Here is a 23,329-nt window from a genome sequence, read left to right as displayed (position 1 = left end):
CGTGAAATTGGTCACAGGCGGCAGGACCATGTGGCCGGCAATAAGGACAGGCGAGGTCCTCAAAGGACAAGAAAAAGAGTCAAGATGCGTTGACTTGTGTCGGGAAAGGCATTATACACCCCACTTCAATAGCAGGCGCTGAATCATGGGATTCGGTGCAGAGGGCTGTTACAGCCCGCAGCGGCAAATGGAGTACACCAGTGAAACGTACATATCAACCCAGTGTTCTGGTTCGCAAACGTCGCCACGGTTTCCGGGCACGTTCCGCTTCTGTTGGTGGCCGCCGGGTTCTTGCTGCCCGTCGCGCCAAGGGACGGAAGCGCCTTTCTGCGTAAAGGCCCAGAATTCGCCTGACAAGGCAAGTGACAGACCGGCCCTGAGCAATCAGCGGCCGGTTTTGTTTTGAGCTTTTAGGCAGAAAAGAATGACGATCACCCAACCGGTTGGATATAAAAAGGAAAAAATTTCCGTGCTGAAAAAGCGCGAGGATTTTTTGCGGGTGGCAAAGGCACAGACCCGTTGGGTCTCTCCCGGTATGGTGGTTCAGGTTTGCCCTCAGCCACATCAGGACGGGGCCGGGGACCAACAGATCCGGGTGGGGTTCACTGCCAGCAAAAAGGTGGGCTCGGCGGTTCAGCGAAACCGGGCCAAACGGCGCCTTCGGGAAGTGGCTCGGCGGGTCATTCCGGACAAAGGGCACAAGGGGCATGATTATGTGCTCATTGCCCGCGCGGGGATTGAAAACCGGGCCTTTGATGATCTGATTCGTGATTTGAAATGGTCATTGAAACGTCTCGCAGGCCAAAAATCGGGTGGTGCACCGGACTCCAAAAGCCCTCGGCCCGTTCCGGGAAAGCAGAGCGGAAAGATCAATCGCGCCGCAAAAACAGAGGTGAAAAAATGAGATTTCTCTCCCTGATCCTCTCTTATGTCTTGAAAGGGCTCATCAAGCTCTATAAGTATTTGATTTCCCCGCTTCTGGGGCCCAAGTGCCGGTATCTGCCGACCTGTTCGGAATATGCCTATGAAGCCATAGACAGGTTTGGGCCTTTCAAGGGGACGGTTCTGGCTGTGTGGCGGATTTTGCGCTGCAATCCCTGGGGTGGGCATGGGTTCGATCCGGTGCCCCCGCTGGAGCAGGAGAACAGTCGGAATAAAAAGCATATGTGTTAATCGCGCGTTGCTGGAAATGTGGATGCCGGCAATGGATAGCAAATCCGGTCAATGTGCGGCCGTAAAGTTTTGATGGATATTGAGCAGGGATGATGCAGGAAAACCGTAACTTTATACTGGCAATCGTTCTCACCATGGGGATCCTGCTGGGCTATGACTATTTTTATACTAAGCCGCGTCAGGAAGCGGCGGAAAAAGCCAGACAGGAACAGCTGGCCGCCCAGAAGGAAGCTGACGGAAAGAGCGCTCAAGCCGGTGCTGCCGTGGATGCCGGCAGCATTCCGGCGCTGGAACAACCGATTGTCAAGCAGGTTCCCGTGGCGCGGGATAATGTGCTGGCCAATGCGCCCCGCCTGCCGATCAGATCGGACCGGGTGCACGGCTCCATCTCACTGCGGGGGGGGCGTATCGACGATCTGACACTGGCGGATTATCGGGTGGAAGCGGACAAGGATGCGCCGGAAGTGGTTTTGCTGTCTCCGTCTGAAACTGCTCAAGGCTATTTCGCGGAATTCGGTTGGGCGGGCATAGAGAACGCCCCGCGTAACAATGCGGTCTGGCAGGCCGATAAGGACGAACTTGTGGCTGGAAGCGAGGTGACATTGACTTGGGCCAATGGGGAGGGGCTGTTGTTTGTCCGGACCATTGCGCTGGATGAAAACTATATGTTTACCATCACCCAGGAAGTGAGAAACACCTCTGCCCAGCCGGTGACCCTTGCCCCTTACGGGCGGGTGGTGCGTCATGGGCGCCCCGAAGACAAGGCTCTTTATATCCTGCATGAAGGCCCGATCTGGGTCATGGATGAAGGCAAGGAAGAGTTCAGCTATGACGAGATTGCAGAAGAGCCCCGCCAGGAGCAAAGCCATGACGGCGGCTGGCTGGGGATCACTGACAAATACTGGCTGGTGGCGTTGATTCCGGATCAGAAGGGGCTGTTTACCGGTGGCCTGAAACGGTATCTCTCTGGCGGTTCTGAGAAGTTTCAGGCGGATTATATCCGCGAAGCGGTCACGCTTCAGCCGGGCCAAAGCGTCAAGGTCACGAACCGCCTGTTTGCCGGCGCCAAGAAGGTTGGTCTTCTGGAAAATTACCGCGACAAGCTGGATATCAAGCTGTTCAACTACGCCATTGACTGGGGCTGGTTTGATTTTCTCACCAAGCCGATTTTTTATGGGCTGGATTACCTTTATGGCCTGACCGGCAATTTTGGCGTGGCGATCCTGCTGTTTACGGTGGTGATCCGGCTGATTTTGTTCCCTATTGCCAACAAGCAGTTTATTTCCATGAGCAAGATGAAGAAGCTCACGCCAAAACTCAAGGCGCTCAAGGAAAAATACGGGGATGACCGGATGCGTCTGCAGCAGGAGACCATGGCGCTGTATAAAAAGGAACAGGTCAATCCACTGGCCAGCTGCCTGCCGATTTTTATTCAGATTCCGGTATTCTTTGCCCTGTATAAGACGCTCTATGTGACCATTGACATGCGTCATGCGCCGTTTTTCGGTTGGATCAAGGACCTGTCAGCCCCGGATCCGCTGTTGGTCACTAATCTTTTCGGGCTGATACCCTGGGATCCGCCGGGTTTTCTGGCTATTGGCGTGTTGCCGATTCTCATGGGGGTCACTATGTGGTTGCAACAGAAGCTGAACCCGCAGGTGGGGGATCCGGTGCAGCAGAAGATTTTCATGTTCATGCCGATCATGTTTACCTTTATTCTGGCGCAGTTTGCTGTCGGGTTGGTGATTTACTGGACATGGAACAATATCCTCAGCATCATTCAGCAATGGATCATTATGCGACGTGTGGAAGAAGAGCTTCCTGAGAATGCGACGTCCTAATGTCCTGTTGTGCCAAGATCTGGTATATTCATTCTGTCGGGTAACATGATGACAGTCGAGATGACCGAAGAAGAGCGGGCGGCCTGGCTGGAGCAGGGCCGCCGGCTTTTTGCGCAAAATTGCGACTTTGTTCTGGGCGTGTATGATCTCGCCCAGTTGCCACCGGCGGATTATGCCGAGATTGCTTTTGCCGGACGCTCCAATGTGGGCAAGTCCAGTCTGGTTAATGCCCTGACCGGACGTAAGACCCTGGCGCGAACGTCAAACACGCCGGGCCGCACCCAGGAATTGAATTTTTTCCTGCTCGGGCGTCCTGAGGATCTGGCGTTGTATCTGGTGGACCTGCCGGGATATGGCTATGCCAAGGTGTCCCAGTCCCAGGTGCGGCACTGGACCCGGGTGATGAAGGACTATCTCAGGGGGCGGCCTAATCTGCGGCGGGTGTATCTGTTGATCGACAGCCGGCATGGTCTTAAGGAGGCGGACCGGGAGATCATGACAATGATGGATGACAGCGCCGTTTCCTATCAGATTGTGCTGACAAAAGTTGACAAGCTGAAGAAACAAGCGCAGGAAAAGATTAAAGACGCGACGCAACAGGCCATCGTTAAACATGTTGCGGCCCATCCCGAGGTGATTCTCACCAGTTCCGTCAAAGGAGACGGTATTGCGGAGCTGCGGGCGGCGGTGGCTTCTGTGGCCGCCCTCTAAAGGTCGTAAAGGCCGGCATGACACCGGGACAGGATCGAACGGCGAGAAACAAGACGGGGTACAGGACCAGATGAGTGAAGAATATAAAACAGTCACAGATGCAGAGAAGGAAGTTTTTCTCAAAAAAGCCGCGACCCTATCCGAAGCTTTGCCCTATATGCGGCGTTATGCGGGTCAGACCATCGTGATCAAATACGGGGGGCACGCCATGGGGGATGAAAATCTGGCCCGCAGTTTTGCCCATGATGTGGTGCTGATGAAACAGGTGGGTATGAACCCGGTGGTGGTGCATGGCGGCGGCCCGCAAATCGGCCGTATGCTAGACGCGCTCCAGATCAAAAGTTCCTTCATCGACGGGTTGAGGGTGACCGACAAGGATACCATTGGCATTGCTGAGATGGTGCTGTGTGGCAGCATCAACAAGGCGATTGTGGCGTCCATCAATAATGTGGGCGGGCAGGCGGTGGGCCTGTCGGGCAAGGACAGCAATCTCGCTATTGCCGAACCGCTGCGCCGTACGCGCAAGGATCCCGATTCAAATATCGAACAGGTTCTGGATCTGGGTTTTGTAGGATATCCCAAGAAGGTCAATGCGGATTTTCTGCGCATGTTTGAAAAAACCGATGTGATTCCGGTGATCGCCCCCATTGGTCTGGGCGAAAATGGGGAAACCTATAACATCAATGCGGACACCATGGCCGGTGCCATCGCTGAAGCGTTGGGGGCGACACGGCTTTTGCTGCTTACCGATGTGACGGGGGTTCTGGATAAGAAAGGTAATCTGATTACCGAGATGACCGAAGAAAAAGCCAGAGCCATGATTGCGGACGGTACGATTTCAGGCGGTATGATCCCCAAAATCGACACCTGTATTCATGCCGTAGATCACGGCGTGGGGGCGGCGGTGATTATTGATGGGCGGGTCAAACATGCCCTGCTTCTGGAGTTGTTCACCGAACATGGCGCGGGAACCTTTATCCGCCGCTAGGGTGAATTGTGAAAAGGTCGACTCAGTTCACTCTAGGATGTTTTTTTGTGGCTTGCGTCGCGGCCGCTCGCAATGATGATCCCCCTCGTCTTTAAATTCGCTCTCGACCGGGGGTCAAAAGTTCATTCATACAGGGCCAGTTCATATTCCATTTCCGCCGGGCTCAGCGGATAATCAATGCCGCCTTTGGCATGAAGAAAGCTGTCCGGCGGAATGAACGCCAACTTGTTCTGTAACTCAATGGCGGTGCGCATGCTGAGATTGGACCGCCAGGCAAGGGAGACGACCCGCTGGCCTTTCTTACTCTGAAGGATTTTCCGTACCGTATTGGCCTCCAGACCGGACAATAACGCCAGACACTGAATCACCAGTTCCCGTTGACGATTGTTCAGAGCGTTTTTGATGAAGGCGTCGTCCACAACGCCCTTGTTAAAAAGGTCCCGGGCCTGTTGGGCAAGGGTTTCGATGTCTTCCTCATCGACTTTCTGTTCCTGAATACGCGCCCGGACTTTGGCCAGAATTTCATCGGCGACGTTTTGGTCCAGGTGGTTGTGCTCGATCATGCGATGAACAAGGGAGGAGGCGACGAAGGTGGCGATACGTTTTATGGTCCTGAGTGACAGATTGGGCCGCTCCACAAGCGGTGGATGCAAAATGTCTGCGGTGTGGGCCTGGTCAATGATGCTGTCCAGGGTATCTTCACGAATCTGTGCATTTTTATTGGCCAGCAACGTGGCCACGGCCGGGATATCCAAGGAGTTGGTAATGGCTTCGGCCACATCCTCACTAACATGACGACGCCGGGCGATGGCCTGTAGCGCCCCGCTAAGGGTGCTGGCCGCAATGATTTCCTTGAGATCCACGTCGCTGAGCAACGGAGAATATTCCAGGATTGGAATGCATACTTTCAGGTCTTCGTCCTCGGCCAGCCGCCGGATGATGTTTTTAGGCACCTCAGCGCAGGATTTCAGTTCCTCGGCAAGGATGCGGCGCACTTTCGGGAACTGGTCCTGAGCCAGTTTTTCAAGAATTTCGATGGCTTTCTCCCGGATCTGTGCCTGATCTGATGGAGAAAGGTCGGGAAAAATACGGGCGATCTTGCGGGCCAGTTCGCTACGTACCTCGTCATCATTATCATTGGCCAGTATTTCATCCGCCTGGATCGGAGTGCCGGGATTTCCTGCGACATGGCGGCGGATAACCGGATCGGCGTCTGTCGCCAGATAATATAACATTTCCGGCCGCGTATCTTCCTGTTGGGCCAAAAGACGCTTATCCGCAGTTTTTTCCTGTTCCAGGATCGTCCGGGCCTCTTCATAGGACAGCTTTTTTTTCGATGCCGGTTTGTCAAAGAGACGGGTCAGGAGCTTTTTCATGGATCAGACTCCCCATTTGTCAGCTTGCCGTTTGTCAGCTTGTCAGGGGCAGTTTCTGGCGTCACATGGCAGGCTACGGCGTCTTTGCGATTTTTTTTGACATGATAAAGGGCGGCGTCAGCCTGTTCCAAAAGACCGTAAAGGCTGTTGTTGTGACCGGTTGGCTGATGGCAAATCCCAATAGACAGGGAAAGAGCCGGTATGAGTGGGCCAGTAATGGCCTGAAGCGGGTCCCTGAGAGACCGCAGTTTCTGGGCTTTTTCTGTGACTTCTTCCTCGCTAACACCTTCCAGCCACAACACAAATTCATCACCGCCAAGGCGGGCGACACATGTTCCGGCCCCGGCATGCCGCCGCAATTCCAGGGCCAGTTTTTGCAAAACCACATCACCTGTGGCATGTCCCAGTGTATCATTGACGGTCTTGAAATTATCGAGGTCAATATACAGCAGGGCGCAGTCTTGCGGATTATGGAGCAGGTGCGAAAGCCTTTTTTCCACATGATTGAAAAAAGCCCGCCGGTTCATAAGGCCGGTCAGTTCATCTGTGCAGGACAGGCGAACTAGCTCTTCCTGGTTTTGCAATTGGTCCAGCGCGATGCCCAGATGGCTGAGGATGCCACCGAACAACAGGGCATCGTCATCGTTCCAGCCCGGCGTATCTTTTTCGCGGATCAGATATAGGGCTCCATTGGGCCGATTGTGATGTGAACTCACCCCCACCAGAATATGATGACCATTGAGGGAAATGGATTGGGCGGCCCGACCCGGCCCCTGTTCAATATGTCGGCACAATTCCAAAACCATCTGATAAATGCCGTCTTGTATGTCGGTCTCTTTCATCTTTCCGAGGTCGTGGCGCAGCCGGGGATGAACCGTGGCGACGTTGTCCTGGGACGGCGCAGAGGTGTGAACCAGTTCATAGATGCCGCCGGATGTGGCGCGAACGGCGTCCAGGCTCGCCTTCAGAATGGTGTTGAGCATGTCTTCGGGGTTGGACAGGTCCCGGATGGAGGTAACGATTCGGTTAAGTACATGCTCCCGCTTGCGCGCCTTGCGCAGCATGGCGTCACGTTCCCGAATGGTGGTCACATCCCGGCAAACCCCGCGCGCGCCCTGCCAGCAGGAGTCTTTGTCGATGATGGGAACGGCAGACACCAGAAGACAGGCCTTGGAGCCGTCGCTGCGGCGAACCCACAGCTCCATATCCTGCACGACATCCAGGGTATCAAAGGGGTTTTTGCCGCCGCTGTCGATAATCAGTTCGGCGGCTTTTTTACCATTCAGTTCAAAAGCCGTATATCCCAGCATCCCTTTGGGAGAAACATATTTAAACCGACCCTGACCGTCGGTTTCCCAGGAAAAATCGGATGAGCAACTGACCAGATCCTTGAACATCTGGCGGCTGTCCACCAGGGCGGTGGTCAGATTGTGTTCCACAGTGGTCTCCCGGCCCGTAACCAGCACCGCCTGCGGGCGTTTGACCGCTTCTTCACAGGCCGGAAGGGCACAGAGATAATAATGACGGCGACCTTTTGTGTCATGGAGCGTCATTTTCTGGGCTTCCGGACTGTTGTTGTTCAGACTGCGACTGATGAGGCTGTGCAGGGCAGGGTCTTTGTGATGCAGGGCCTCAACCAGACCACTGGCATGAACATTATGATGCAGAACGCTAAAGTCCGCTCCCACCATCAGGGCAGGGCCGGGGAAAAGTTCTATAATAACTTCTGTCTGGAACCGATAGGTGGAGAGATCGGGAAGATGATCCTTTTGGTCTTCAAGATTGGCTTTCTGAATGATCCGTGCAATATTCACTTCCATGACTCTGAACGCTCTTGTTACCCTGTACTATAGTGAAGCCCCGATCTGACCCATGTTAGAGGCAAGCTGTTAACAACTGGTTTACTCGGTGTTTGTGCAGAGAGGGTGTTTTGAGGCAGATAACTGTCCAAGTCAGGATTAAGGCATATTAAGATTAAGGTATATAAATTGGGACATACAGGATGACTTTTGATCCCGCACAGCTTGATCATTGGGTTTTTGACCTGGATAACACGCTTTACCCAGCGGACTGTAACCTGTTTACCCAGGTGGACCGGCGGATGGGGGAGTTCATCGCCGAACGGCTGAACCTGCCCTATGATCAGGCCCGTCAACGTCAGAAAGCCTATTTTCGTACCTATGGCACCACCCTGCGTGGCCTGATGAGCGAACATGACATTCCTCCGCGGGAATTTCTGGATTATGTCCATGATATTGATTTTTCGGTTTTGACGGAAAATGTGCCGTTGAAAGAGGTTTTGAGCCGTTTGCCGGGCACCAAGGTGATCTATACCAATGCGGATGTCGGTTATGCGGAAAAAGTCCTTGACCGTCTGGGGCTAAGCCGGGCCTTTTCCGGGGTTTTCGATATTCATCAGGCGGATTATCGGTCCAAGCCGGCCCCTGAAAGTTATCAGAAAATGATCCGTCTGTTTGGCATTACCCCGGAGCGAGCCGTCATGATTGAGGATATTGCCCGGAATCTTGTTCCCGCCCATCATCTGGGCATGAAAACGGTCTGGGTGCCCACAGCACTGTCCTGGTCCCGGGACGGTATGGAAGAAAAACATATCGACCATACCGCAGAAGATCTGACCGGATGGTTGCAGTCCCTTCTGGACCGTTCTTCAGGTGAAACGGTGCCAGAGGCAGAAGAGCCCGCCGCCGGCAAAAACGCCCGGCGCAGGCAAGGGGCTTATTGACAGCCGGCCCCTGATCGCTATTGTCAGGCCGTTAAGAAAGTCCGCAATTGTATTTTGAGTGCCACAGATTTAGAGAGCCCGTTAGCATAAAGGATAAAAACAATGTCTACCTCACTGGAAAACGTCATTGAGCAGGCGTGGGAGAATCGTACGGAAATTGGTCCCGATACTCAAGGGGAGATCCGCGAAGCGGTACAGGAAACCCTGAACCTTCTGGACAGCGGCAAAGTCCGCGTGGCGTCCAGAGAACCCGGCGCGGACGGAAAAAGTCAATGGGTCGTGCATCAATGGCTGAAAAAGGCGGTGTTGTTGTCGTTTCGCCTGAATCCCATGCGAATCATTCCCGGCGGTCCTGGTGAGACCGCGCCGTGGTATGACAAGGTGCCGTCAAAATTCGAAGGCTGGGGCCAGGCGGAATTTGATCAGGCCGGTTTTCGGGCCGTGCCGACTGCAGTGGTGCGTCATTCGGCCTATATTGCCCCGGGGGCGGTGCTGATGCCGTCCTTTGTCAATCTTGGGGCCTATGTGGGCGAAGGCACCATGGTCGATACCTGGGCCACCGTAGGATCCTGCGCCCAGATCGGCAAAAATGTGCATTTGTCGGGGGGCGTGGGCATTGGCGGCGTTCTGGAACCGTTGCAGGCGGAACCCGTGATCATTGAGGATAACTGCTTTATCGGGGCCCGGTCCGAAGTGGCCGAGGGGGTGATCGTGGAAGAGGGCGCCGTGTTGAGCATGGGGGTCTATATCGGGGCTTCCACGAAAATCATTGATCGGGAGACGGGCGAGATTTTTTATGGCCGCGTGCCGGCCTATAGTGTGGTGGTGCCGGGGGCGCTACCGGGCAAACCGTTGCCGGACGGCACGCCAGGGCCCAATCTGTATGCGGCGGTTATTGTCAAACGGGTGGATGAAAAAACCCGGGCCAAAACCTCCATTAATGATTTGCTGAGGGATTAGGGTTTGGTCACCATTATCAATCCCGTGGAATTCACCCAGGCACTGATCCGTTGTCCCAGTGTCACACCTGAGGATGCCGGCGCCCTTGATGTGCTGGAAACGGCCCTGAAGGGGCTGGGTTTTGTCTGTCATCGCCTCCGGTTTTCCGACGACGGCACGCCGGATGTGGACAATCTGTATGCGCGTTTGGGACAGGACGGCCCCAATTTCTGTTTTGCCGGGCACACGGATGTGGTGCCGGTGGGGGCGCGAGACGCCTGGAGTGTTGAACCGTTTGAAGCCCATATCAAGGACGGCTGGTTGATGGGGCGCGGGGCCGCGGATATGAAGGGGGCCATTGCGGCCTTTGTCGCCGCCACCTCCCGCTTTCTGGCCCGGCGGCCGCAAGGTTTTAAAGGATCCATCAGTTTCCTGATCACCGGAGATGAGGAAGGCCCGGCCATCAACGGTACAGTCAAGATGTTGAAATGGCTGGAAGAACGGGGGGAAAAGCTGGATTATTGTCTGGTGGGGGAACCCACCAACCCCTCGACACTGGGGGAAATGGCCAAAATCGGCCGTCGCGGCAGTCTGAATGCCCGTCTGGTGGTCAAGGGTACCCAGGGGCATGTGGCTTATCCGCATCTGGCCGATAACCCGATTCCGCGTCTGATCAGAATTCTGGACCGTCTGGTCAGCCGGGAACTGGATCAGGGCAATGCTCATTTTCAGCCCAGCAACCTGGAAGTGGTTAGCATAGATGTGGGGAACGAGGCCAGCAATGTGATTCCAGCCGAGGCCACAGCCCGCTTTAACATCCGCTTTAACAATGAACAGACCATCGACGGTTTGAAGGACTGGATCCGCAGTGTGTGCGATGACGTGGGCGGTGAATATGAGCTGGAGATGAAGGCGTCCGGTGATGCCTTTCTCACGCCGCCCGGGGTGTTAAGTGATCTGATTACCCAGGCTGTAAAGGAGGTTACGGGGCGGGAACCCGAACTCAGCACCACCGGTGGCACCTCCGATGCGCGATTCATCAAGGATTATTGTCCGGTATCCGAATTCGGCCTGGTTAGTCAGACCATGCACAAGATTGATGAACGGGTGAGGGTGGAGGATATTGAACAGCTAACCGATATCTATGCCGCCATTTTAGAACGTTTTTTTGAAACGGGTTAGAGACAATAAATAAAATAAAGAGAATTTGAGGGATGGAACATAAAGAGTCGCTGATCGCCGAATGGGTCCAGTCTGTCAAGGGAGCCTGGGCCCTGGCCCAGTTTAATCCGTTGGGACTGGCCTATTTTGACATGTCAGCCGAGGGGTTTTGGAAATCCTTCTGGGCCATGGCGGTGGCGGCCCCGCTGTTTCTGGCGTCGCTTTATGTGGGACAGGAGGCCGCACGTCTAAATGACCTGCCGAGCACATTGTTGCCCTCCCTGATCAGTTATGCGCTGCATCTTCCGCTTACGGCTTTCATCATGATTTATTTTACCCGTTACATGAAGATTGATGCCAATTATGCGCCAATGATTATCACCTATAACTGGTCCACAGTGATCACCTATCTGGTCACGGTACCGGTGCATCTGCTGATTATGACGGGGGTTGTGAGGCCGGATGTGGGGATTCTGATGACCATGATTGTTTCCGGCTATGTCTATATTTATCGCTGGTTTGTTTTTAAGGTTTCATTGCAGATCAGTGGGTGGCTGTCGATCGGCGTGTTGCTGTTCCAGCAATTGTTTGTCCTGACCGTGGACATGATCCTGATCCGTGTCCTGAGCCCGGATTATTTTGGGTATATGACCAAGGGGCTTTAGGGTCTTAGAGTGAATTGTGCATAGATTGATTCAATAGTCCACACCGGTGAAATACAGTCCATCGGGCGGGGCGTTATAGGCCAGCCGGGTGCGGTCCGCCGCCTCAAGTGCCTCTTTCAGGTCCTGCTTGCTCCATTTGCCGAGCCCCACATAATACAGGCAGCCGACCATACTGCGGACCTGATGATGCAAAAAGGAGCGGGCCGAGGTTTCCACATAGATATTTTCCCCCTCGCGCCGGACGTCGAGCCGGTCCAGCGTTTTGACAGGGGAGCGGGACTGACACTGGACGCTGCGGAAAGTGGTGAAGTCGTGACGTCCGACGAGCTGCTGGGCGGCCTCATGCATGGCGTCGGTATCCAACGGATGTTTGACGTGCCAGGCTTTGTGCCGCATCAGGGTGAGTGGCGCACGACGGTTGATGATATGATAACGGTATGCGCGCCTTTTGGCGGAGAAGCGGGCGTGAAATTCCTGTGACACCGGTTCAGCCTCAAGCACGGCCACCGGGCCGCGGTTAAGGAAATGGTTCAGCGCCTCGCACAGCCGGCGGGCTTCGACTTCCTGCGGCAGGTCCACATGGGCGACCATGGCAAGGGCATGCACGCCGGCGTCGGTGCGTCCTGCCGCCACATACCGGCTTTCCGCCGGGTTGTAGGCGGGGCAGAATTTTCGGGTGGCGTCTTCCAGAAGTCCCTGAACGGACGGGCCATTGGTCTGATATTGCCAGCCTACCAGGCTGCTGCCATCATATTCCAGAGTGAGCTTATAGCGAAAGGTTTCGCTCATTTGAGAATGGTTCCCAGCGGGATGGGAAACCCGCGCAGCAGGTCACCGGCCGCCATGGGGGCCTTGCCGGCCCGTTGCGCCGTCAGCACTCTGAGCGCGTTGCCGTCACCGCAGCCGACCACAAGCGGCCCCTGGATCACGGCCCCGGTGGTGCCGCCGAGCCCCCCTTCCACTTCGGCTTCGAGAATTTTCAGCCGTTCGCCGTTTACTTCCGTCCAGGCACCGGGATAGGGGCTGAGGCCATGAATATGGTTGCGCAGTTCCTCAGCCGGGCGGCGCCAGTCAATGCGCGCTTCGGCCTTGTCGATCTTGTGCGCATAGGTGACACCTTCCTCGGCCTGCGGGCGTGGGGTGAGGCGGCCGGCGGCCAATCCTTCGAGGGCGGGCACGATGGCTTCCGCGCCCAGCGCGGCCAGCTTGTCATGCAGAAGGCCCGTGGTGTCATGCGGGTGGATGGGCAGACGACGTTCCAGGAGTACGGGACCGGTGTCGAGGCCCTCCTCCATCAGCATGATATTCACACCGGTTTCCTTGTCCCCGGCCATGATCGCCCGGTGAATGGGGGCCGCCCCCCGCCAGCGTGGTAACAGCGAGGCGTGAATATTGATACAGCCCAGCCTTGGCGCCTCCAGGATAGCTTTGGGCAGCAGCAGGCCATAAGCCACCACCACCGCCGCATCCAGATCAAGGGCTTTGAATTTTTCCTGTTCTTTCGGAGATTTCAGGCTTGTGGGGCAATATACCGGGAGGTTATGAGCTTCGGCAAAGCTGTGGACGGGGGAGGGGCGTTCCTTTTTCCCGCGTCCCGCCGGGCGTGGGGGCTGGCAATAAACGGCGGCCACCTCATGGCCAGCGTCCAGAAGGGCTTTTAAGGTAGGAACTGAAAAATCGGGGGTTCCCATGAAAGCAAGGCGCAGGCGTGTAGTCATCGGATTTCCCCCGGGTGGTTTAAAGGGCGGCTTCGCGGGTGAGTTTTTTCACCTTGCGGACAATCATGTCGCGTTTGAGTTTGGATAGATGGTCCACAAACAGAATGCCGTTCAGGTGATCCATTTCATGCTGAAGACAGGTCGCCAGCAGACCGGTACAATGCAGGTCCTGTTCCTCACCATTGTAATCCAGATATCTGACCTTGCATTCGGCCGGGCGGGTGATTTCTGCATATTGTTCCGGAACCGACAGACAGCCTTCGGTATAATTAGCCATTTCTTCCGACGTCCAGTAGATTTCCGGATTAACAAAATACATCGGGCGGGGCTCTTCGTCCTCACCGGCCAGGTCGATCACTAACACCCGCAGGGGGTGGCCCACTTGAATGGCGGCAAGACCAATACCCGGCGCGTCATACATGGTTTCCAGCATGTCATCCATCAGTCGGCGCAGATCGTCATCCACCCGTTCCACCGGTTTGGAAACGGTCTTCAAAAGTGGGTCCGGAACAGTGAGTATCGGTAATATTGCCATGGCAGCCAATCTTGTGTTTCATGTTCTCCATCTGGTAGGTAATATGTGAAACCCGCAACGTCAAGAGATAAGGAAATAAGGCGTGGACTTTACTCCGACATATATGATGGCCGGTGCGGCCGTGTTGTTTGGTTTGGCACTTGTTCTGCTGTTGGTGTGGCTAACGGCGCGGCGGAACAATACCCTGATGGAGACCCTGGCAGCGGAGCGTCAGCAACAGGCCGAGGCCCAGGCCCGGGCCCAGGAGGCACTGATGCGCATGATGCAATCTCAGGCGGCGCTGGAAGGTCGCCTCAGCCAGCTGTCCGAAGCCACGACCAAGACCCAGGCGGAACTGTCGCGCACGCTGGAAGAGAGGCTCGACAAGGTCAGCCAGCGCATGGGCGAGAGTCTGGAGCATACCCGCAAGACCACGTCTGAAAGTCTGAGCGAACTCAAGACCCGCCTGGCGGTGATTGACGAGGCGCAGAAGAATATTACCGAACTGTCCGGCCAGATGGTGGGGTTACAGGATATCCTGAGCAACAAACAGGCCCGTGGCATGTTCGGGGAAATTCAGCTCAATGACCTGGTCAGCACCATTCTGCCGCCTAGCGCCTATGGCTTTCAGGAAACATTGACCAACAACCGGCGCGCCGATTGTCTGATCAAGCTGCCCAACCCGCCGGGCCCTATCGTCGTGGATGCCAAATTCCCACTGGAAAGTTATCACCAGATCCGCCAGGCCGAAACCGAGGCTCAGGCCAAGCAGGCCGTGGCAGCGTTCCGCACCGCCATCCGCAAACATGTGAAGGATATTGCCGAAAAATATATCCTGCCGGGAGAGACGGCGGAATCGGCGCTGATGTTCCTGCCCAGTGAGGCGGTTTATGCGGAACTGCACGCCAATTTCCCGGAACTGGTGGAAGAAAGCTTTCGGGCCAAGGTGTGGATTGTGAGCCCCACCACCTTGATGGCGACCCTGAATACGGTACGGGCGGTGCTCAAAGATGTGCGTATGCGCGAACAGGCGGGGGTCATTCAGAAAGAGGTGACAACGCTGCTGACCGATGTGGGGCGGCTGGAAGGGCGGGTGGATAACCTGAACCGTCACTTCCGGCAGGCGGAAAAGGATCTTTCGGAAATTTCTACCTCGACCCGCAAAATCACCTCCCGGGCCGAAAAAATCGGCGCATTGCAACTGGAGGAAGGGGAAAACCCCGAAGCCGTGCTCAGCCCCGCCCAGAAACATCTGGAGAAAACCAAGCCGAATAATGAAGCGTGAGGAACAGTGATTTGGGGGTTATGAAAATGTCTGATGTTAAAAAGACCGTTTGCCAATATAGAAAAGAAGGCAAGGAATGGAATTACAGTTGTGGAAGACGAACTGTAAATAATCGTGATTATTGTCTCGGACATTCTGAGTCCGGAATTTCTTCATCTAACTTGAAAAAACTGATTGAAGAAAAAGATGGTGAATGGACCGGCTTCAAGCTTCGAGACCCCATAACTTTATCTGATATAGAAATTGACTTTCCCATATGTGCCCGTGCCGCCACCATAAAAGGGCTTGATCTATCTAACGTGAGCTTTAAAGAGGATGTTGACTTCACGAGCGCTATTTTTGAAGATAATTTCGAATTAAAAGACAAGACGACCTTTGAGAAGAATGCAGATTTTTCTGAAGCATATTTCAATTGTCCTGTCCGTATATTAAGGGATGCGACTTTTTGTGGAGCAGCCAAATTCTCCAAGGCTAGATTTGGCCAGATTGTTGAATTAACACGCGTTAAGTTTAACATGCTGCCAGTTTTTAACGAATGTGAGTTTAAAGGGCCGTTTATTGCACGGGGGGCATTTTCACATGGGGGGAATTTTAATTCCGTCGTGTTCCATAGTGTTGTGAAATTCTTAGGAGCTAGGGATATTGATATTGATGTAAGCTTTTCTACTAATGTGGAAACTTTGAGTGAAGATGTTGTTTCCTCTCAATCTCCCATTTCTATAAAGCGGGATGGTATTGGTAAGTATATATCCTATAATATAAATAGATATTGGCAGATTTTCTTTCGAAGAAGGAGAAGCTGTTTGATCAGCTTCAAAAAAACTATAAATGAAAAAAAAGATGTTTTTTTGAAATGGTTCAAAAATTTAATACAAAATGTACGAAATAGATTGGGAGATGGTTATGGCAACGCTATACCATCACTATCCGGCCCAATTGATTTTACAGATGTAGAATTTCTAACGCCAGAAAAGGTGACAATACAACGTGCCGATTTCCGAAAAGCTTATATTAGGGGTACCAACTTTTCAGAAGTAAAGCTGATCGATGTGAATTGGTATCAAAAAAAGCTGCGGCGTAATGGGATTTATGATGATGTCAGTGCATTAGAGACCCCTGACTGGAACTTCAAAAGATATATTAATCCGGAAATCGAAACCCAATACCGTCATTTACGAAGTGTTTTGGAAGCAAATAAGGATTTCTTGGCGGCAAGTGATTTTTATGTCGGGGAGATGGATTACAGGCTGAAAAGGCTTGGCGTAAAAGGATATTTTTTTAGCATTATAGGTTGGTATAAACTTCTTAGCGGTTATGCGACAAAACCAGTACGGGCCATTATAGCCTTTTTCTTTTTGCTGACCCTGTATGTACTAATATCAGCCTCGATCAGCGGTGATTTTTCTCATGGGCTGGAAAGATATTACAGTGGGTTTTCCTTGATGACCTTAAAGGCGTCGGCCAATACTTTAGGTATTGAAGGAGTTCATCAATGGCTTGACCTGGCGTTTAGGATTATTGGTCCCTTCCAATTGGCTCTGATCGCGTTATCAATACGCAATAAAGTAAAAAGAAATTAGGTTGTCCTACAGAAATCTTTTGTTAATATTTGTCTAATATAAAGGAAGTTGCCTGGTCTCAGGCATTTTCTCACGGACGGATGGTGTTCCCGCTTTGGACATTATCCTTTCTGCCATTCAAGGCCTCTTCCCTGATCCCCGGAAGAGGCCTTCTTTATGGCCGGAACCTTTCTAAAATTTTTTGTTTTTTAACCCTTTATTTACCATAAACCCCTTAAGCTGAGGCCATTACGGAACTCTGGCTCTCCTAGAATACTCCGGCAATACTCTGGAACTCTGTTACACGATTGTATCTCCGATAGGTATCTCCATGTGCTTGGCGCCTGCCCGGTTTTCCGGGGGGGGCGCTTTTTGTTCTGTCGTCTGTTCGCCAGCGGCGTAGCGCGGAAAAGGCTCTTTTCTTCCCCCTCTTGTGGTGCTATTTAGCCGGTATGACAAAATCGGGACGGCGGCTGTATGGGCCGCAGGTTCAGGAGACAACCGGATGACAGCAGAGCACAAGCCCATTCATATCATCGGCGGCGGCATGGCCGGGACAGAGGCTGCCTGGCAGATTCTGAAGGCTGGCCTTCCTGTCATTCTGCATGAAATGCGCCCCCGGGTGAAAACCGATGCGCATCAGACCGACGGGCTGGCGGAACTGGTCTGTTCCAACAGTTTCCGTTCCGACGATGCGGAACATAACGCCGTGGGTCTGTTGCATGAAGAGATGCGCCGCTGCAACAGCCTGATCATGGCCGCCGCTGAAAAGGCGCGGGTGCCTGCCGGCAGCGCTCTTGCTGTTGATCGGGACGCGTTCAGCCACGAGGTGCAAAGCGCCCTGGAGGCGGAACCGGATTTTACCCTGGTGCGTGAGGAAGTGAGCGGCATTCCGCCAGCAGACTGGGACAGTGTGATCATTGCCACGGGGCCGCTGACCTCGGCGGCGTTGGCCGAGGAGATCATGGCGCTTACGGGCAAGGAATCCCTGGCGTTTTTTGATGCCATTGCCCCGATTCTGTATAAGGACAGCATTGATTTTTCCAAGGCCTGGTTCCAGTCCCGCTATGATAAGGGGGATGGGGCCGACTATATCAACTGCCCGCTCAACGAAGCCCAGTATTATGCCTTTGTAGATGCCCTTCTGGAAGGTGAAAAGACCGAATTCCGGGAATGGGAGAAAAACACCCCCTATTTTGAAGGCTGTATGCCGATCGAAGTGATGGCGGAACGGGGCCGGGACACGTTGCGGTTCGGGCCCATGAAGCCGGTGGGGTTGAAAAATCCACACAGTGACGAGCCACTTTTTGCCGTGGTGCAGTTGCGTCAGGACAATGCGCTGGGCACTCTCTATAACATGGTGGGGTTCCAGACCAAATTGAAATACGGCGCCCAGAAGGAAATCTTCCGGCGCATTCCTGGGCTGGAAAATGCGGAATTTGCCCGGCTCGGCGGGTTGCATCGCAACACATTCATCAACAGCCCGGAACTGCTTGATCACCAGTTGCGCCTGAAAGTCATGCCGCGGCTCAGATTCGCCGGGCAGATCACCGGGGTGGAAGGATATGTGGAAAGCGCCGCCATGGGATTATTGGCAGGGCGGTTTGCTGCTGCCGAACGTCTGGGCAGAACAGTCAGCCCGCCGCCGCCGACCACGGCGCTTGGCGCGCTGCTTAACCACATTACCGGCGGCCATATTCCCGGCGCGCCGGAACAGAAAACCTTTCAGCCCATGAACATCAATTTCGGTATCATGCCGCCGCTGGAAGGCAAGAAAATCAAGCGCCGGGACCGTAAACCGGCCAAAAGCCGGCGGGCCTTGGCCGCATTGCAGGAGTGGCTCGCGGCGGCAGAGTGAATCGTGATGAGATCGATTCAATTCACTCTAGAGTGAATTTTGAATAGGTTGACCCATTCTGCCGGTCAGGTCTGGTTCAGGAGCTAGGGATTTGGCGCGGGCCATACTGGCGGTACGACCCGGCCAAACCCCGCAGGAACTGGGCCAGACCGGCCCGGCCCTTCGGGTTAGTGGCTTGGGGCCGCTCACGTTGTCAGACGCCTGGCCCGATGCCCCGCATCGCCCGGCGCCGTCTTCCGCGTGAGGCGGGCCACAATCCGCCAACAGAATTGAGCCAACCTCTTCACAATTCACTCTAGAACCGGCGGAATAGGCCGTCCCGGATTAGGCGGAATTGTCGGGGCAGGGCGTCTGCGCGTTCGGCAAGGGCAAAGGGATTATGCCCGGCCTTGCGCAGGGATTTCAGATAACTTTGGCTCAGGGACGCCAGAAGAAACAGCGAATGCGCCCGGGCAGGGATGGTTTTCCTGTGGCGGCGCAAGGCAGCCAGTTGGTCTTCGGCCGTTCCGCACAGCTCGGCAATGAGCCGTTGCAGGTTGTCCTGATTTTGGGCGTTTGCGAGGCCGGTTTTGGTCAGGCCGTATTTTTTCATCATCGTTTCGGGCAACAGTAGTTTGTTGAGGGACAGATGATAGGGCACGGCACGCATAATGCCGACCAACCCCCAAAGTTCCCCCATTTCCACGGCGCGCGCCTGAAGCCGGGAGTCACTGTCCTGAAGGATCCGGGCGGCAAGGGCGGCGAGGGTGCCGGGTGTTTTCCTCAGATAGTCCCGCAAACTGTCCAGATCTGCCAGCGTTTCATCATACAGATCTTGCCGGCGGGCCTCGATGAGTTGCTCGAACGCCTCCCGGGGCAGGTCATGATCCCGGATGGCCTGGGCCAAAGCCTGGACTACCTCGTGATGGCGGATCTGACCGGCATAGATGTCCCTGAGTGCCTCGTACCACCATTGCAGGCGGATTTCCCCGAGCATCGGTTCGGACACAGTTTCCCGGATTCTGGCCAGCTCCTGATTAAAGGCGTACAGGGCGAATAATGCCTCCCGCCGGTTCTGGGGAGCAAATAGTACGGTCAGGAACCGATCGTGATCCTGTCGGCGAACCTGCTCCGCGCAATAACTGAGCCGAAGTTTGTTGTGACGTGGCATGATCTTTTCATGTTTTTTGAATAATGTCCTTACATGGCCGATATTTTCTCACAAAACAAGTGCTGCCAGGTCCCAACAAGCTTATTTTGACGATTTCCAAAGAAACTGATAACCTTAACAAATCCTTATGACAGGATAGAGGGAGTATTTTCCGCAACGGAGATACAATTACAGGGACAAAAATATAGGGATGTAAAGAATGAGCAAAATACTGGAATCATTGCCGCTAACGATTATCGCGGGGGTTGTGCTGACCATTATCATGGTACTTGCAACCAATTATCTTGACAGCGGAAGCACTGCGGATGTGGGGTCCGCCGTTTCAAACAGTATGGATAAAATGAAATAAGGGAGGCGGGTATCATGACCCATGAATTCGGACTGTTTATTGTACGGTATCTTCATGTATTGAGCGGCATTATGTGGATCGGCATTTTGTGGTATTTCAACTTTGTCCAGATCCCGAGCATGCCGAAAATCCCTGATGATCAGAAACCGGCCATCAGCAAGGTGATCGCCCCCGAAGCGTTGTTCTGGTTCCGGTGGGCGGCGCTCAGCACGGTTATTTTTGGTCTGCTTCTGGCTTGGATGAACGGCTATCTGGTGGATGCCCTGGTGTTGCAGCGTCCGGATATCGGTTTCGGCATGTGGCTGGGCCTGATTATGGCGTTTAATGTCTGGTTCGTGATCTGGCCGAACCAGAAAAAGGCCTTAGGCATTGTAGAGGCGCCGGCGGAGGCGAAACCGGCGGCGGCACGCACGGCCATGCTGTTTTCCCGCACCAACACCCTGTTGTCCATTCCCATGCTGTTCAGCATGGTGTCCGGGCAGAACAGTGTGGGACTTTGACAGATCGTTTTGAAAAAACGTCTTTAAAGAGAGGCCGGCTTGTGCCGGCCTCAGTTCGCTAACAAAGTTTCCCGCACCTTGTTCAAGAGTTTGCGATAATGTTTCCCCCTTATCACAACAGTCTGAGATAATGACGGTTTCCTTTTGGGATTACTTCGGGGGGCGATTTCTTGCCGGCCTGACCAGATAGGCGCAACGTCGGGCGCCTTCAATAATGTGTTCCATCCGCTTGATTTCTACCTCCGCGCCCAAGACCTGGCGGAAAACCAAAAGTTCCCGGGCGCAGATGCCCGAACATTCCCGGGCGGCCTCGCAGACAGGGCAATGATTTTCCACCAGCAGATATTCACCTTCTTTTTCTGCCGGCAGCACCTCGGCCATATATCCTTCGCGGCTGCGGATACGGGCCAGGTGGTCCAGTCGCTCCCTCAATGTGGGCTGTTTCTCCAGTTGCCGGCGGTATTCCGCCGTCTGCTCCTCGGCGCGAAGGTCCAGAAGCCGGTTCATGCCCTCTTCCCCGAATGCCGTGCGAATGGACTGGATCAGGCCCAGTGCAAAATCTGCATGGCTATCGGGAAAATGGCGGTTGGCTTTTTCCGTCAGGGACCAGGCTTTGCCCGGTCGGCCCTTGGGGCGCGGGCGTGTTATGGGGGCCACCAGCTCCTGATCCTGTAATTCATAAAGATGCTGACGCACAGCCATGTCGGTGATGTTGAGACGGGCCGCCAGTTCCGGGGCTTCCTGCGGGCCGTCCTGTTTCAGATACGTCAGAATCCGGTCTTTGGTTTTGGCCGGCTCCCTAGTGTTTCTCGGGGTGTTTCTCGGGGTGTTTTTTTGGGGTTTTGTGTTCATGGTTTATTTTTTAAAGAAAAATCTTTTTAAAGTAAAGAAAATATGCTATTTAGATTTGTAAAGAAAAAACTTTGGAAAAGGAGAAGAGCCATGACTGTTTCTTATTCTTATCGTTTTCAACATATCGCTTCTGGCTGGTGGGGAGATCTTGTGGATCGGGTTATTCGCGGTTTTCCTTCCCGTAATCCAAAAGATCTGGGGCCGTGGGATTATAGATAATATACTGGTAATATACTGGCAGCCTAAATGAGGACTGAACATGTCGCACGGCCAATGGACCAAGGTTGAGGATCTTTCGCCACTTCTGAAAACGGGGCGGATGGTATTCCGCGCCGCTTCCCGCCAGATTTTGATCCTGAAACAGGGGGAAAGGTTTTTCGCGGTCAATAACCGGTGTCCTCACGAAGGATACCCGTTAAGCGAAGGGCAGCTTTCTGCGGATTGCACCCTGACTTGCAACTGGCATAACTGGAAGTTTGATCTGAAGAGCGGGGAAACCCTTGTCGGTGGAGACCGTCTGAGATCCTATCCGCTGCGCTGGCAGGAGGGGAATCTTTATGTTGATCTCTCTGGACCTGCCCCTGAAGAGATGCAGAAAAAAGCGCTGGACAGTCTACAGGAGGCTTTTTATCGCTATGACTATGCCCGCATGGGGCGTGAATTGGCGCGTTTCAGAAAGGCGGGCGGAGAGTATTCGGCGGCGGTGGCGGAGGTGATCCGTCGGACCTGGGACCGGTTTGAATATGGTATGTCCCACGCCTTTGCCGCGGCCGCCGACTGGCTTTCCCTGATCCGTCGATATGAAGCCGAAGACCGCCCCGAAGCGGCGCTGGTGGCGGCGTTGGAATGTGTTAGTCATTTTGCCTGGGACAGCTTGCGTTACGGCCGCTTTCCCTATCCGGAAAAAGTACTTCCCTTTGAGGCGGAGGCGTTTCTTCAAGCGGTGGAGGAAGAAAACGAAGCCGAGGCCGTGGCCCGAATTCGCGGAGCCATAGGGGAAGGCATGACCTATGCCGAACTGAGACCCGTATTGGCCCGGGCAGCGTTGGCCCATTACAATGATTTTGGCCATGCGGCTATTTATGTTTACAAAAGCGGGCAGCTTCTGGCGGAGATTGGTGAAGACAGTCTGGATGTGGTGCTGCTTCCTCTGGTCAGAAGGCTCGTCTATGCCACCCGCGAAGACCTTATTCCGGAATTTCGGGCTTATGGTCCGGCGCTGGCGGGTTGGACCGTGGGGCAGAAAACGGACCTTGCGCCCGAAGAGATTCAGGACATGCCGGTCAACAGAATACTGACGCGAGTGGGGGGCAGCGGCAACAGTCCTGCCCATCTGTTTTCGATTCTGTTTCAGGTACTGGTTCGGAATTTGTTGCATTTTGATGTGAGGCTGGCGGCCCGCACGGACAACAAGGTGGCGGATAATGTGGACTGGCTGGATTTCACCCATGGACTGACTTTCGCCAATGCGGTCCGTCACCTGTGTCGGGAGACACCGGACCTGTGGCCAGCAGCCTTGTTACAGATGGCTTGTTTCGCCGGCCGGAATATGAAATATCTGGATAAAACGGTGTCCCTTGAGGACTGGCGGGTTCCGGACACTACCGCTTTTTTGCGGGATTTTCACGAATTCCTTTTGAATCACGGCCTGCCGGAACCGATCATTTCCTGTCATTATCTGAAAACCCTCTGTGCGGTAGAGGAAGAGCGGTCGGCCTTTCCCGACGCGTCCTGGCAGGCCGAGGCCCTGGCGGCGCTGAAGCGGTTCCGGGCCCATCCGGTGCGGCGCAAACACAGCCTGCGCACGGCGCGCCAGGCGCTGGACTTTACGAGCCGGGAGTAATAGGCCCAGAGTCCGGGCTCTGGGGGGGCGAATTGATAAACGCGTTATAGCAAACTCCCGAAAGGGGGCGTGCCGTCTCACGGGGGATGGATTGCGTCGCTTCC

25 protein-coding genes are annotated in these 23,329 nt (G+C 54.3%); 18 read left to right on the top strand and 7 right to left on the bottom strand.

All coding sequences use genetic code 11. The features are described 5' to 3' along the window. Positions 1–200 precede the first annotated feature (200 nt). The 6 genes from rpmH to argB all read left to right on the top strand — a co-directional run bounded on the left by rpmH (position 201) and on the right by argB (position 4,713). On the top strand, positions 201–335 hold the full coding sequence (gene rpmH / locus FE788_RS10985; protein WP_138380679.1) for a 50S ribosomal protein L34: 135 nt from the start codon (positions 201–203) through the stop codon (positions 333–335). 89 nt (positions 336–424) lie between these two features. Next, positions 425–904, top strand: a complete 480-nt coding sequence (rnpA, locus tag FE788_RS10980; RefSeq protein ID WP_210413925.1) for a ribonuclease P protein component — start codon at positions 425–427, stop codon at positions 902–904. Then, positions 901–1,173: a membrane protein insertion efficiency factor YidD gene (yidD, locus tag FE788_RS10975; protein WP_210413923.1), complete on the top strand. Its 273-nt coding sequence runs from the start codon at positions 901–903 to the stop codon at positions 1,171–1,173. The genes rnpA and yidD overlap by 4 nt, the downstream gene beginning before the upstream one ends. Positions 1,174–1,262: 89 nt before the next feature. Then, positions 1,263–3,014, top strand: a complete 1,752-nt coding sequence (gene yidC / locus FE788_RS10970) for a membrane protein insertase YidC (protein ID WP_210413921.1) — start codon at positions 1,263–1,265, stop codon at positions 3,012–3,014. Between the two features lie 45 nt (positions 3,015–3,059). Then, positions 3,060–3,725 carry a ribosome biogenesis GTP-binding protein YihA/YsxC gene (yihA, locus tag FE788_RS10965; protein WP_210413919.1) on the top strand — a complete coding sequence of 222 codons (666 nt, stop codon included), beginning with the start codon at positions 3,060–3,062 and terminating at the stop codon, positions 3,723–3,725. Between the two features lie 70 nt (positions 3,726–3,795). Further along, positions 3,796–4,713, top strand: coding sequence for an acetylglutamate kinase (argB, locus tag FE788_RS10960; protein ID WP_138380677.1), 918 nt, complete (start codon positions 3,796–3,798; stop codon positions 4,711–4,713). A 122-nt stretch (positions 4,714–4,835) separates the two neighbouring features. Here the strand turns inward: argB and FE788_RS10955 are convergent, their stop codons facing one another. Both FE788_RS10955 and FE788_RS10950 read right to left on the bottom strand, forming a co-directional pair. Next, positions 4,836–6,089: a DUF2336 domain-containing protein gene (locus FE788_RS10955; RefSeq protein ID WP_138380676.1), complete on the bottom strand. Its 1,254-nt coding sequence runs from the start codon at positions 6,087–6,089 to the stop codon at positions 4,836–4,838. Next, positions 6,086–7,909 carry a sensor domain-containing diguanylate cyclase gene (locus FE788_RS10950; RefSeq protein ID WP_138380675.1) on the bottom strand — a complete coding sequence of 608 codons (1,824 nt, stop codon included), beginning with the start codon at positions 7,907–7,909 and terminating at the stop codon, positions 6,086–6,088. The genes FE788_RS10955 and FE788_RS10950 overlap by 4 nt, the downstream gene beginning before the upstream one ends. A 182-nt stretch (positions 7,910–8,091) precedes the next feature. On the opposite strand from FE788_RS10950, the gene FE788_RS10945 reads away from it, so the two are divergent. The 4 genes from FE788_RS10945 (at position 8,092) to FE788_RS10930 (ending at position 11,597) form a co-directional block, all read left to right on the top strand. Then, positions 8,092–8,832, top strand: coding sequence for a pyrimidine 5'-nucleotidase (locus FE788_RS10945; RefSeq protein ID WP_138380674.1), 741 nt, complete (start codon positions 8,092–8,094; stop codon positions 8,830–8,832). A gap of 102 nt (positions 8,833–8,934) precedes the next feature. Then, positions 8,935–9,792, top strand: coding sequence for a 2,3,4,5-tetrahydropyridine-2,6-dicarboxylate N-succinyltransferase (dapD, locus tag FE788_RS10940; protein ID WP_138380673.1), 858 nt, complete (start codon positions 8,935–8,937; stop codon positions 9,790–9,792). A gap of 12 nt (positions 9,793–9,804) precedes the next feature. Continuing rightward, positions 9,805–10,953, top strand: a complete 1,149-nt coding sequence (gene dapE / locus FE788_RS10935) for a succinyl-diaminopimelate desuccinylase (protein WP_138381374.1) — start codon at positions 9,805–9,807, stop codon at positions 10,951–10,953. 32 nt (positions 10,954–10,985) lie between these two features. Further along, positions 10,986–11,597 (top strand): hypothetical protein, encoded by a 612-nt coding sequence (locus tag FE788_RS10930; protein WP_138380672.1) that lies wholly within the window; start codon positions 10,986–10,988, stop codon positions 11,595–11,597. Between the two features lie 30 nt (positions 11,598–11,627). Here FE788_RS10930 and truA read toward each other — a convergent pair whose 3' ends face one another. Genes truA through def form a run of 3 tightly spaced genes read right to left on the bottom strand, consistent with a single transcriptional unit; the run spans position 11,628 to position 13,850 of the window. After that, complete coding sequence (gene truA, locus FE788_RS10925) at positions 11,628–12,386, bottom strand: tRNA pseudouridine(38-40) synthase TruA (RefSeq protein WP_138380671.1); 759 nt, start codon at positions 12,384–12,386, stop codon at positions 11,628–11,630. Beyond that, positions 12,383–13,303 (bottom strand): methionyl-tRNA formyltransferase, encoded by a 921-nt coding sequence (gene fmt, locus FE788_RS10920; RefSeq protein WP_138381373.1) that lies wholly within the window; start codon positions 13,301–13,303, stop codon positions 12,383–12,385. The genes truA and fmt overlap by 4 nt, the downstream gene beginning before the upstream one ends. A gap of 31 nt (positions 13,304–13,334) precedes the next feature. After that, positions 13,335–13,850, bottom strand: coding sequence for a peptide deformylase (gene def, locus FE788_RS10915; protein WP_138380670.1), 516 nt, complete (start codon positions 13,848–13,850; stop codon positions 13,335–13,337). A gap of 82 nt (positions 13,851–13,932) precedes the next feature. On the opposite strand from def, the gene FE788_RS10910 reads away from it, so the two are divergent. The 4 genes from FE788_RS10910 to FE788_RS14115 all read left to right on the top strand — a co-directional run bounded on the left by FE788_RS10910 (position 13,933) and on the right by FE788_RS14115 (position 18,775). Next, positions 13,933–15,114: a DNA recombination protein RmuC gene (locus FE788_RS10910; protein WP_210413913.1), complete on the top strand. Its 1,182-nt coding sequence runs from the start codon at positions 13,933–13,935 to the stop codon at positions 15,112–15,114. Between the two features lie 26 nt (positions 15,115–15,140). Next, on the top strand, positions 15,141–16,694 hold the full coding sequence (locus FE788_RS10905; RefSeq protein ID WP_138380669.1) for a pentapeptide repeat-containing protein: 1,554 nt from the start codon (positions 15,141–15,143) through the stop codon (positions 16,692–16,694). A gap of 484 nt (positions 16,695–17,178) precedes the next feature. Beyond that, the gene (trmFO, locus tag FE788_RS10900; RefSeq protein ID WP_138380668.1) at positions 17,179–18,531 is read left to right on the top strand and encodes a methylenetetrahydrofolate--tRNA-(uracil(54)-C(5))-methyltransferase (FADH(2)-oxidizing) TrmFO; all 1,353 of its coding nucleotides are present in this window, start codon (positions 17,179–17,181) and stop codon (positions 18,529–18,531) included. A 91-nt stretch (positions 18,532–18,622) separates the two neighbouring features. After that, positions 18,623–18,775 carry a hypothetical protein gene (locus FE788_RS14115; RefSeq protein WP_168190381.1) on the top strand — a complete coding sequence of 51 codons (153 nt, stop codon included), beginning with the start codon at positions 18,623–18,625 and terminating at the stop codon, positions 18,773–18,775. Between the two features lie 51 nt (positions 18,776–18,826). On the opposite strand, the gene FE788_RS10895 is transcribed toward FE788_RS14115, so the two are convergent. Next, the gene (locus FE788_RS10895; RefSeq protein WP_138380667.1) at positions 18,827–19,681 is read right to left on the bottom strand and encodes a phytoene/squalene synthase family protein; all 855 of its coding nucleotides are present in this window, start codon (positions 19,679–19,681) and stop codon (positions 18,827–18,829) included. Positions 19,682–19,880: 199 nt separating this feature from the next. Here FE788_RS10895 and FE788_RS14110 point away from each other — a divergent pair, with 199 nt between their 5' ends. Then, entirely contained in the window at positions 19,881–20,030 is a 150-nt protein-coding gene (locus tag FE788_RS14110) for a hypothetical protein (RefSeq protein ID WP_168190380.1), read from the top strand. A 14-nt stretch (positions 20,031–20,044) separates the two neighbouring features. Continuing rightward, the gene (locus FE788_RS10890; RefSeq protein WP_138380666.1) at positions 20,045–20,530 is read left to right on the top strand and encodes a urate hydroxylase PuuD; all 486 of its coding nucleotides are present in this window, start codon (positions 20,045–20,047) and stop codon (positions 20,528–20,530) included. A 150-nt stretch (positions 20,531–20,680) separates the two neighbouring features. On the opposite strand, the gene FE788_RS10885 is transcribed toward FE788_RS10890, so the two are convergent. Then, on the bottom strand, positions 20,681–21,382 hold the full coding sequence (locus FE788_RS10885) for a helix-turn-helix transcriptional regulator (RefSeq protein WP_138380665.1): 702 nt from the start codon (positions 21,380–21,382) through the stop codon (positions 20,681–20,683). A gap of 90 nt (positions 21,383–21,472) precedes the next feature. Here FE788_RS10885 and FE788_RS14345 point away from each other — a divergent pair, with 90 nt between their 5' ends. Together FE788_RS14345 and FE788_RS10880 are read left to right on the top strand one after the other, a co-directional pair. After that, positions 21,473–21,601: a hypothetical protein gene (locus tag FE788_RS14345; RefSeq protein WP_281277153.1), complete on the top strand. Its 129-nt coding sequence runs from the start codon at positions 21,473–21,475 to the stop codon at positions 21,599–21,601. Positions 21,602–21,641: 40 nt separating this feature from the next. Further along, a complete protein-coding gene (locus FE788_RS10880) occupies positions 21,642–23,225 on the top strand; it encodes a Rieske (2Fe-2S) protein (protein ID WP_138380664.1) in 1,584 nt (527 codons plus the stop codon). The last annotated feature ends 104 nt before the right edge of the window (positions 23,226–23,329 follow it).

The sequence above is a fragment of the Luteithermobacter gelatinilyticus genome, from assembly GCF_005849285.1.
Taxonomy (GTDB): domain Bacteria; phylum Pseudomonadota; class Alphaproteobacteria; order Sphingomonadales; family Emcibacteraceae; genus Luteithermobacter; species Luteithermobacter gelatinilyticus.
The sequence above is the reverse complement of the archived record's forward strand: the minus strand, read 5'-3'. Positions and strand labels throughout refer to the sequence as shown.

Coding starts and splice junctions, on each gene's coding strand:
- rnpA (WP_210413925.1), top strand. CDS start 425: ATGACGATCACCCAACCGGTTGGATATAAAAAGGAAAAAATTTCCGTG.
- yidD (WP_210413923.1), top strand. CDS start 901: ATGAGATTTCTCTCCCTGATCCTCTCTTATGTCTTGAAAGGGCTCATC.
- yidC (WP_210413921.1), top strand. CDS start 1,263: ATGATGCAGGAAAACCGTAACTTTATACTGGCAATCGTTCTCACCATG.
- yihA (WP_210413919.1), top strand. CDS start 3,060: ATGATGACAGTCGAGATGACCGAAGAAGAGCGGGCGGCCTGGCTGGAG.
- argB (WP_138380677.1), top strand. CDS start 3,796: ATGAGTGAAGAATATAAAACAGTCACAGATGCAGAGAAGGAAGTTTTT.
- FE788_RS10955 (WP_138380676.1), bottom strand. CDS start 6,089: ATGAAAAAGCTCCTGACCCGTCTCTTTGACAAACCGGCATCGAAAAAA.
- FE788_RS10950 (WP_138380675.1), bottom strand. CDS start 7,909: ATGGAAGTGAATATTGCACGGATCATTCAGAAAGCCAATCTTGAAGAC.
- FE788_RS10945 (WP_138380674.1), top strand. CDS start 8,092: ATGACTTTTGATCCCGCACAGCTTGATCATTGGGTTTTTGACCTGGAT.
- dapD (WP_138380673.1), top strand. CDS start 8,935: ATGTCTACCTCACTGGAAAACGTCATTGAGCAGGCGTGGGAGAATCGT.
- FE788_RS10930 (WP_138380672.1), top strand. CDS start 10,986: ATGGAACATAAAGAGTCGCTGATCGCCGAATGGGTCCAGTCTGTCAAG.
- truA (WP_138380671.1), bottom strand. CDS start 12,386: ATGAGCGAAACCTTTCGCTATAAGCTCACTCTGGAATATGATGGCAGC.
- def (WP_138380670.1), bottom strand. CDS start 13,850: ATGGCAATATTACCGATACTCACTGTTCCGGACCCACTTTTGAAGACC.
- FE788_RS10905 (WP_138380669.1), top strand. CDS start 15,141: ATGTCTGATGTTAAAAAGACCGTTTGCCAATATAGAAAAGAAGGCAAG.
- trmFO (WP_138380668.1), top strand. CDS start 17,179: ATGACAGCAGAGCACAAGCCCATTCATATCATCGGCGGCGGCATGGCC.
- FE788_RS10895 (WP_138380667.1), bottom strand. CDS start 19,681: ATGCCACGTCACAACAAACTTCGGCTCAGTTATTGCGCGGAGCAGGTT.
- FE788_RS14110 (WP_168190380.1), top strand. CDS start 19,881: ATGAGCAAAATACTGGAATCATTGCCGCTAACGATTATCGCGGGGGTT.
- FE788_RS10890 (WP_138380666.1), top strand. CDS start 20,045: ATGACCCATGAATTCGGACTGTTTATTGTACGGTATCTTCATGTATTG.
- FE788_RS10885 (WP_138380665.1), bottom strand. CDS start 21,382: ATGAACACAAAACCCCAAAAAAACACCCCGAGAAACACCCCGAGAAAC.
- FE788_RS14345 (WP_281277153.1), top strand. CDS start 21,473: ATGACTGTTTCTTATTCTTATCGTTTTCAACATATCGCTTCTGGCTGG.
- FE788_RS10880 (WP_138380664.1), top strand. CDS start 21,642: ATGTCGCACGGCCAATGGACCAAGGTTGAGGATCTTTCGCCACTTCTG.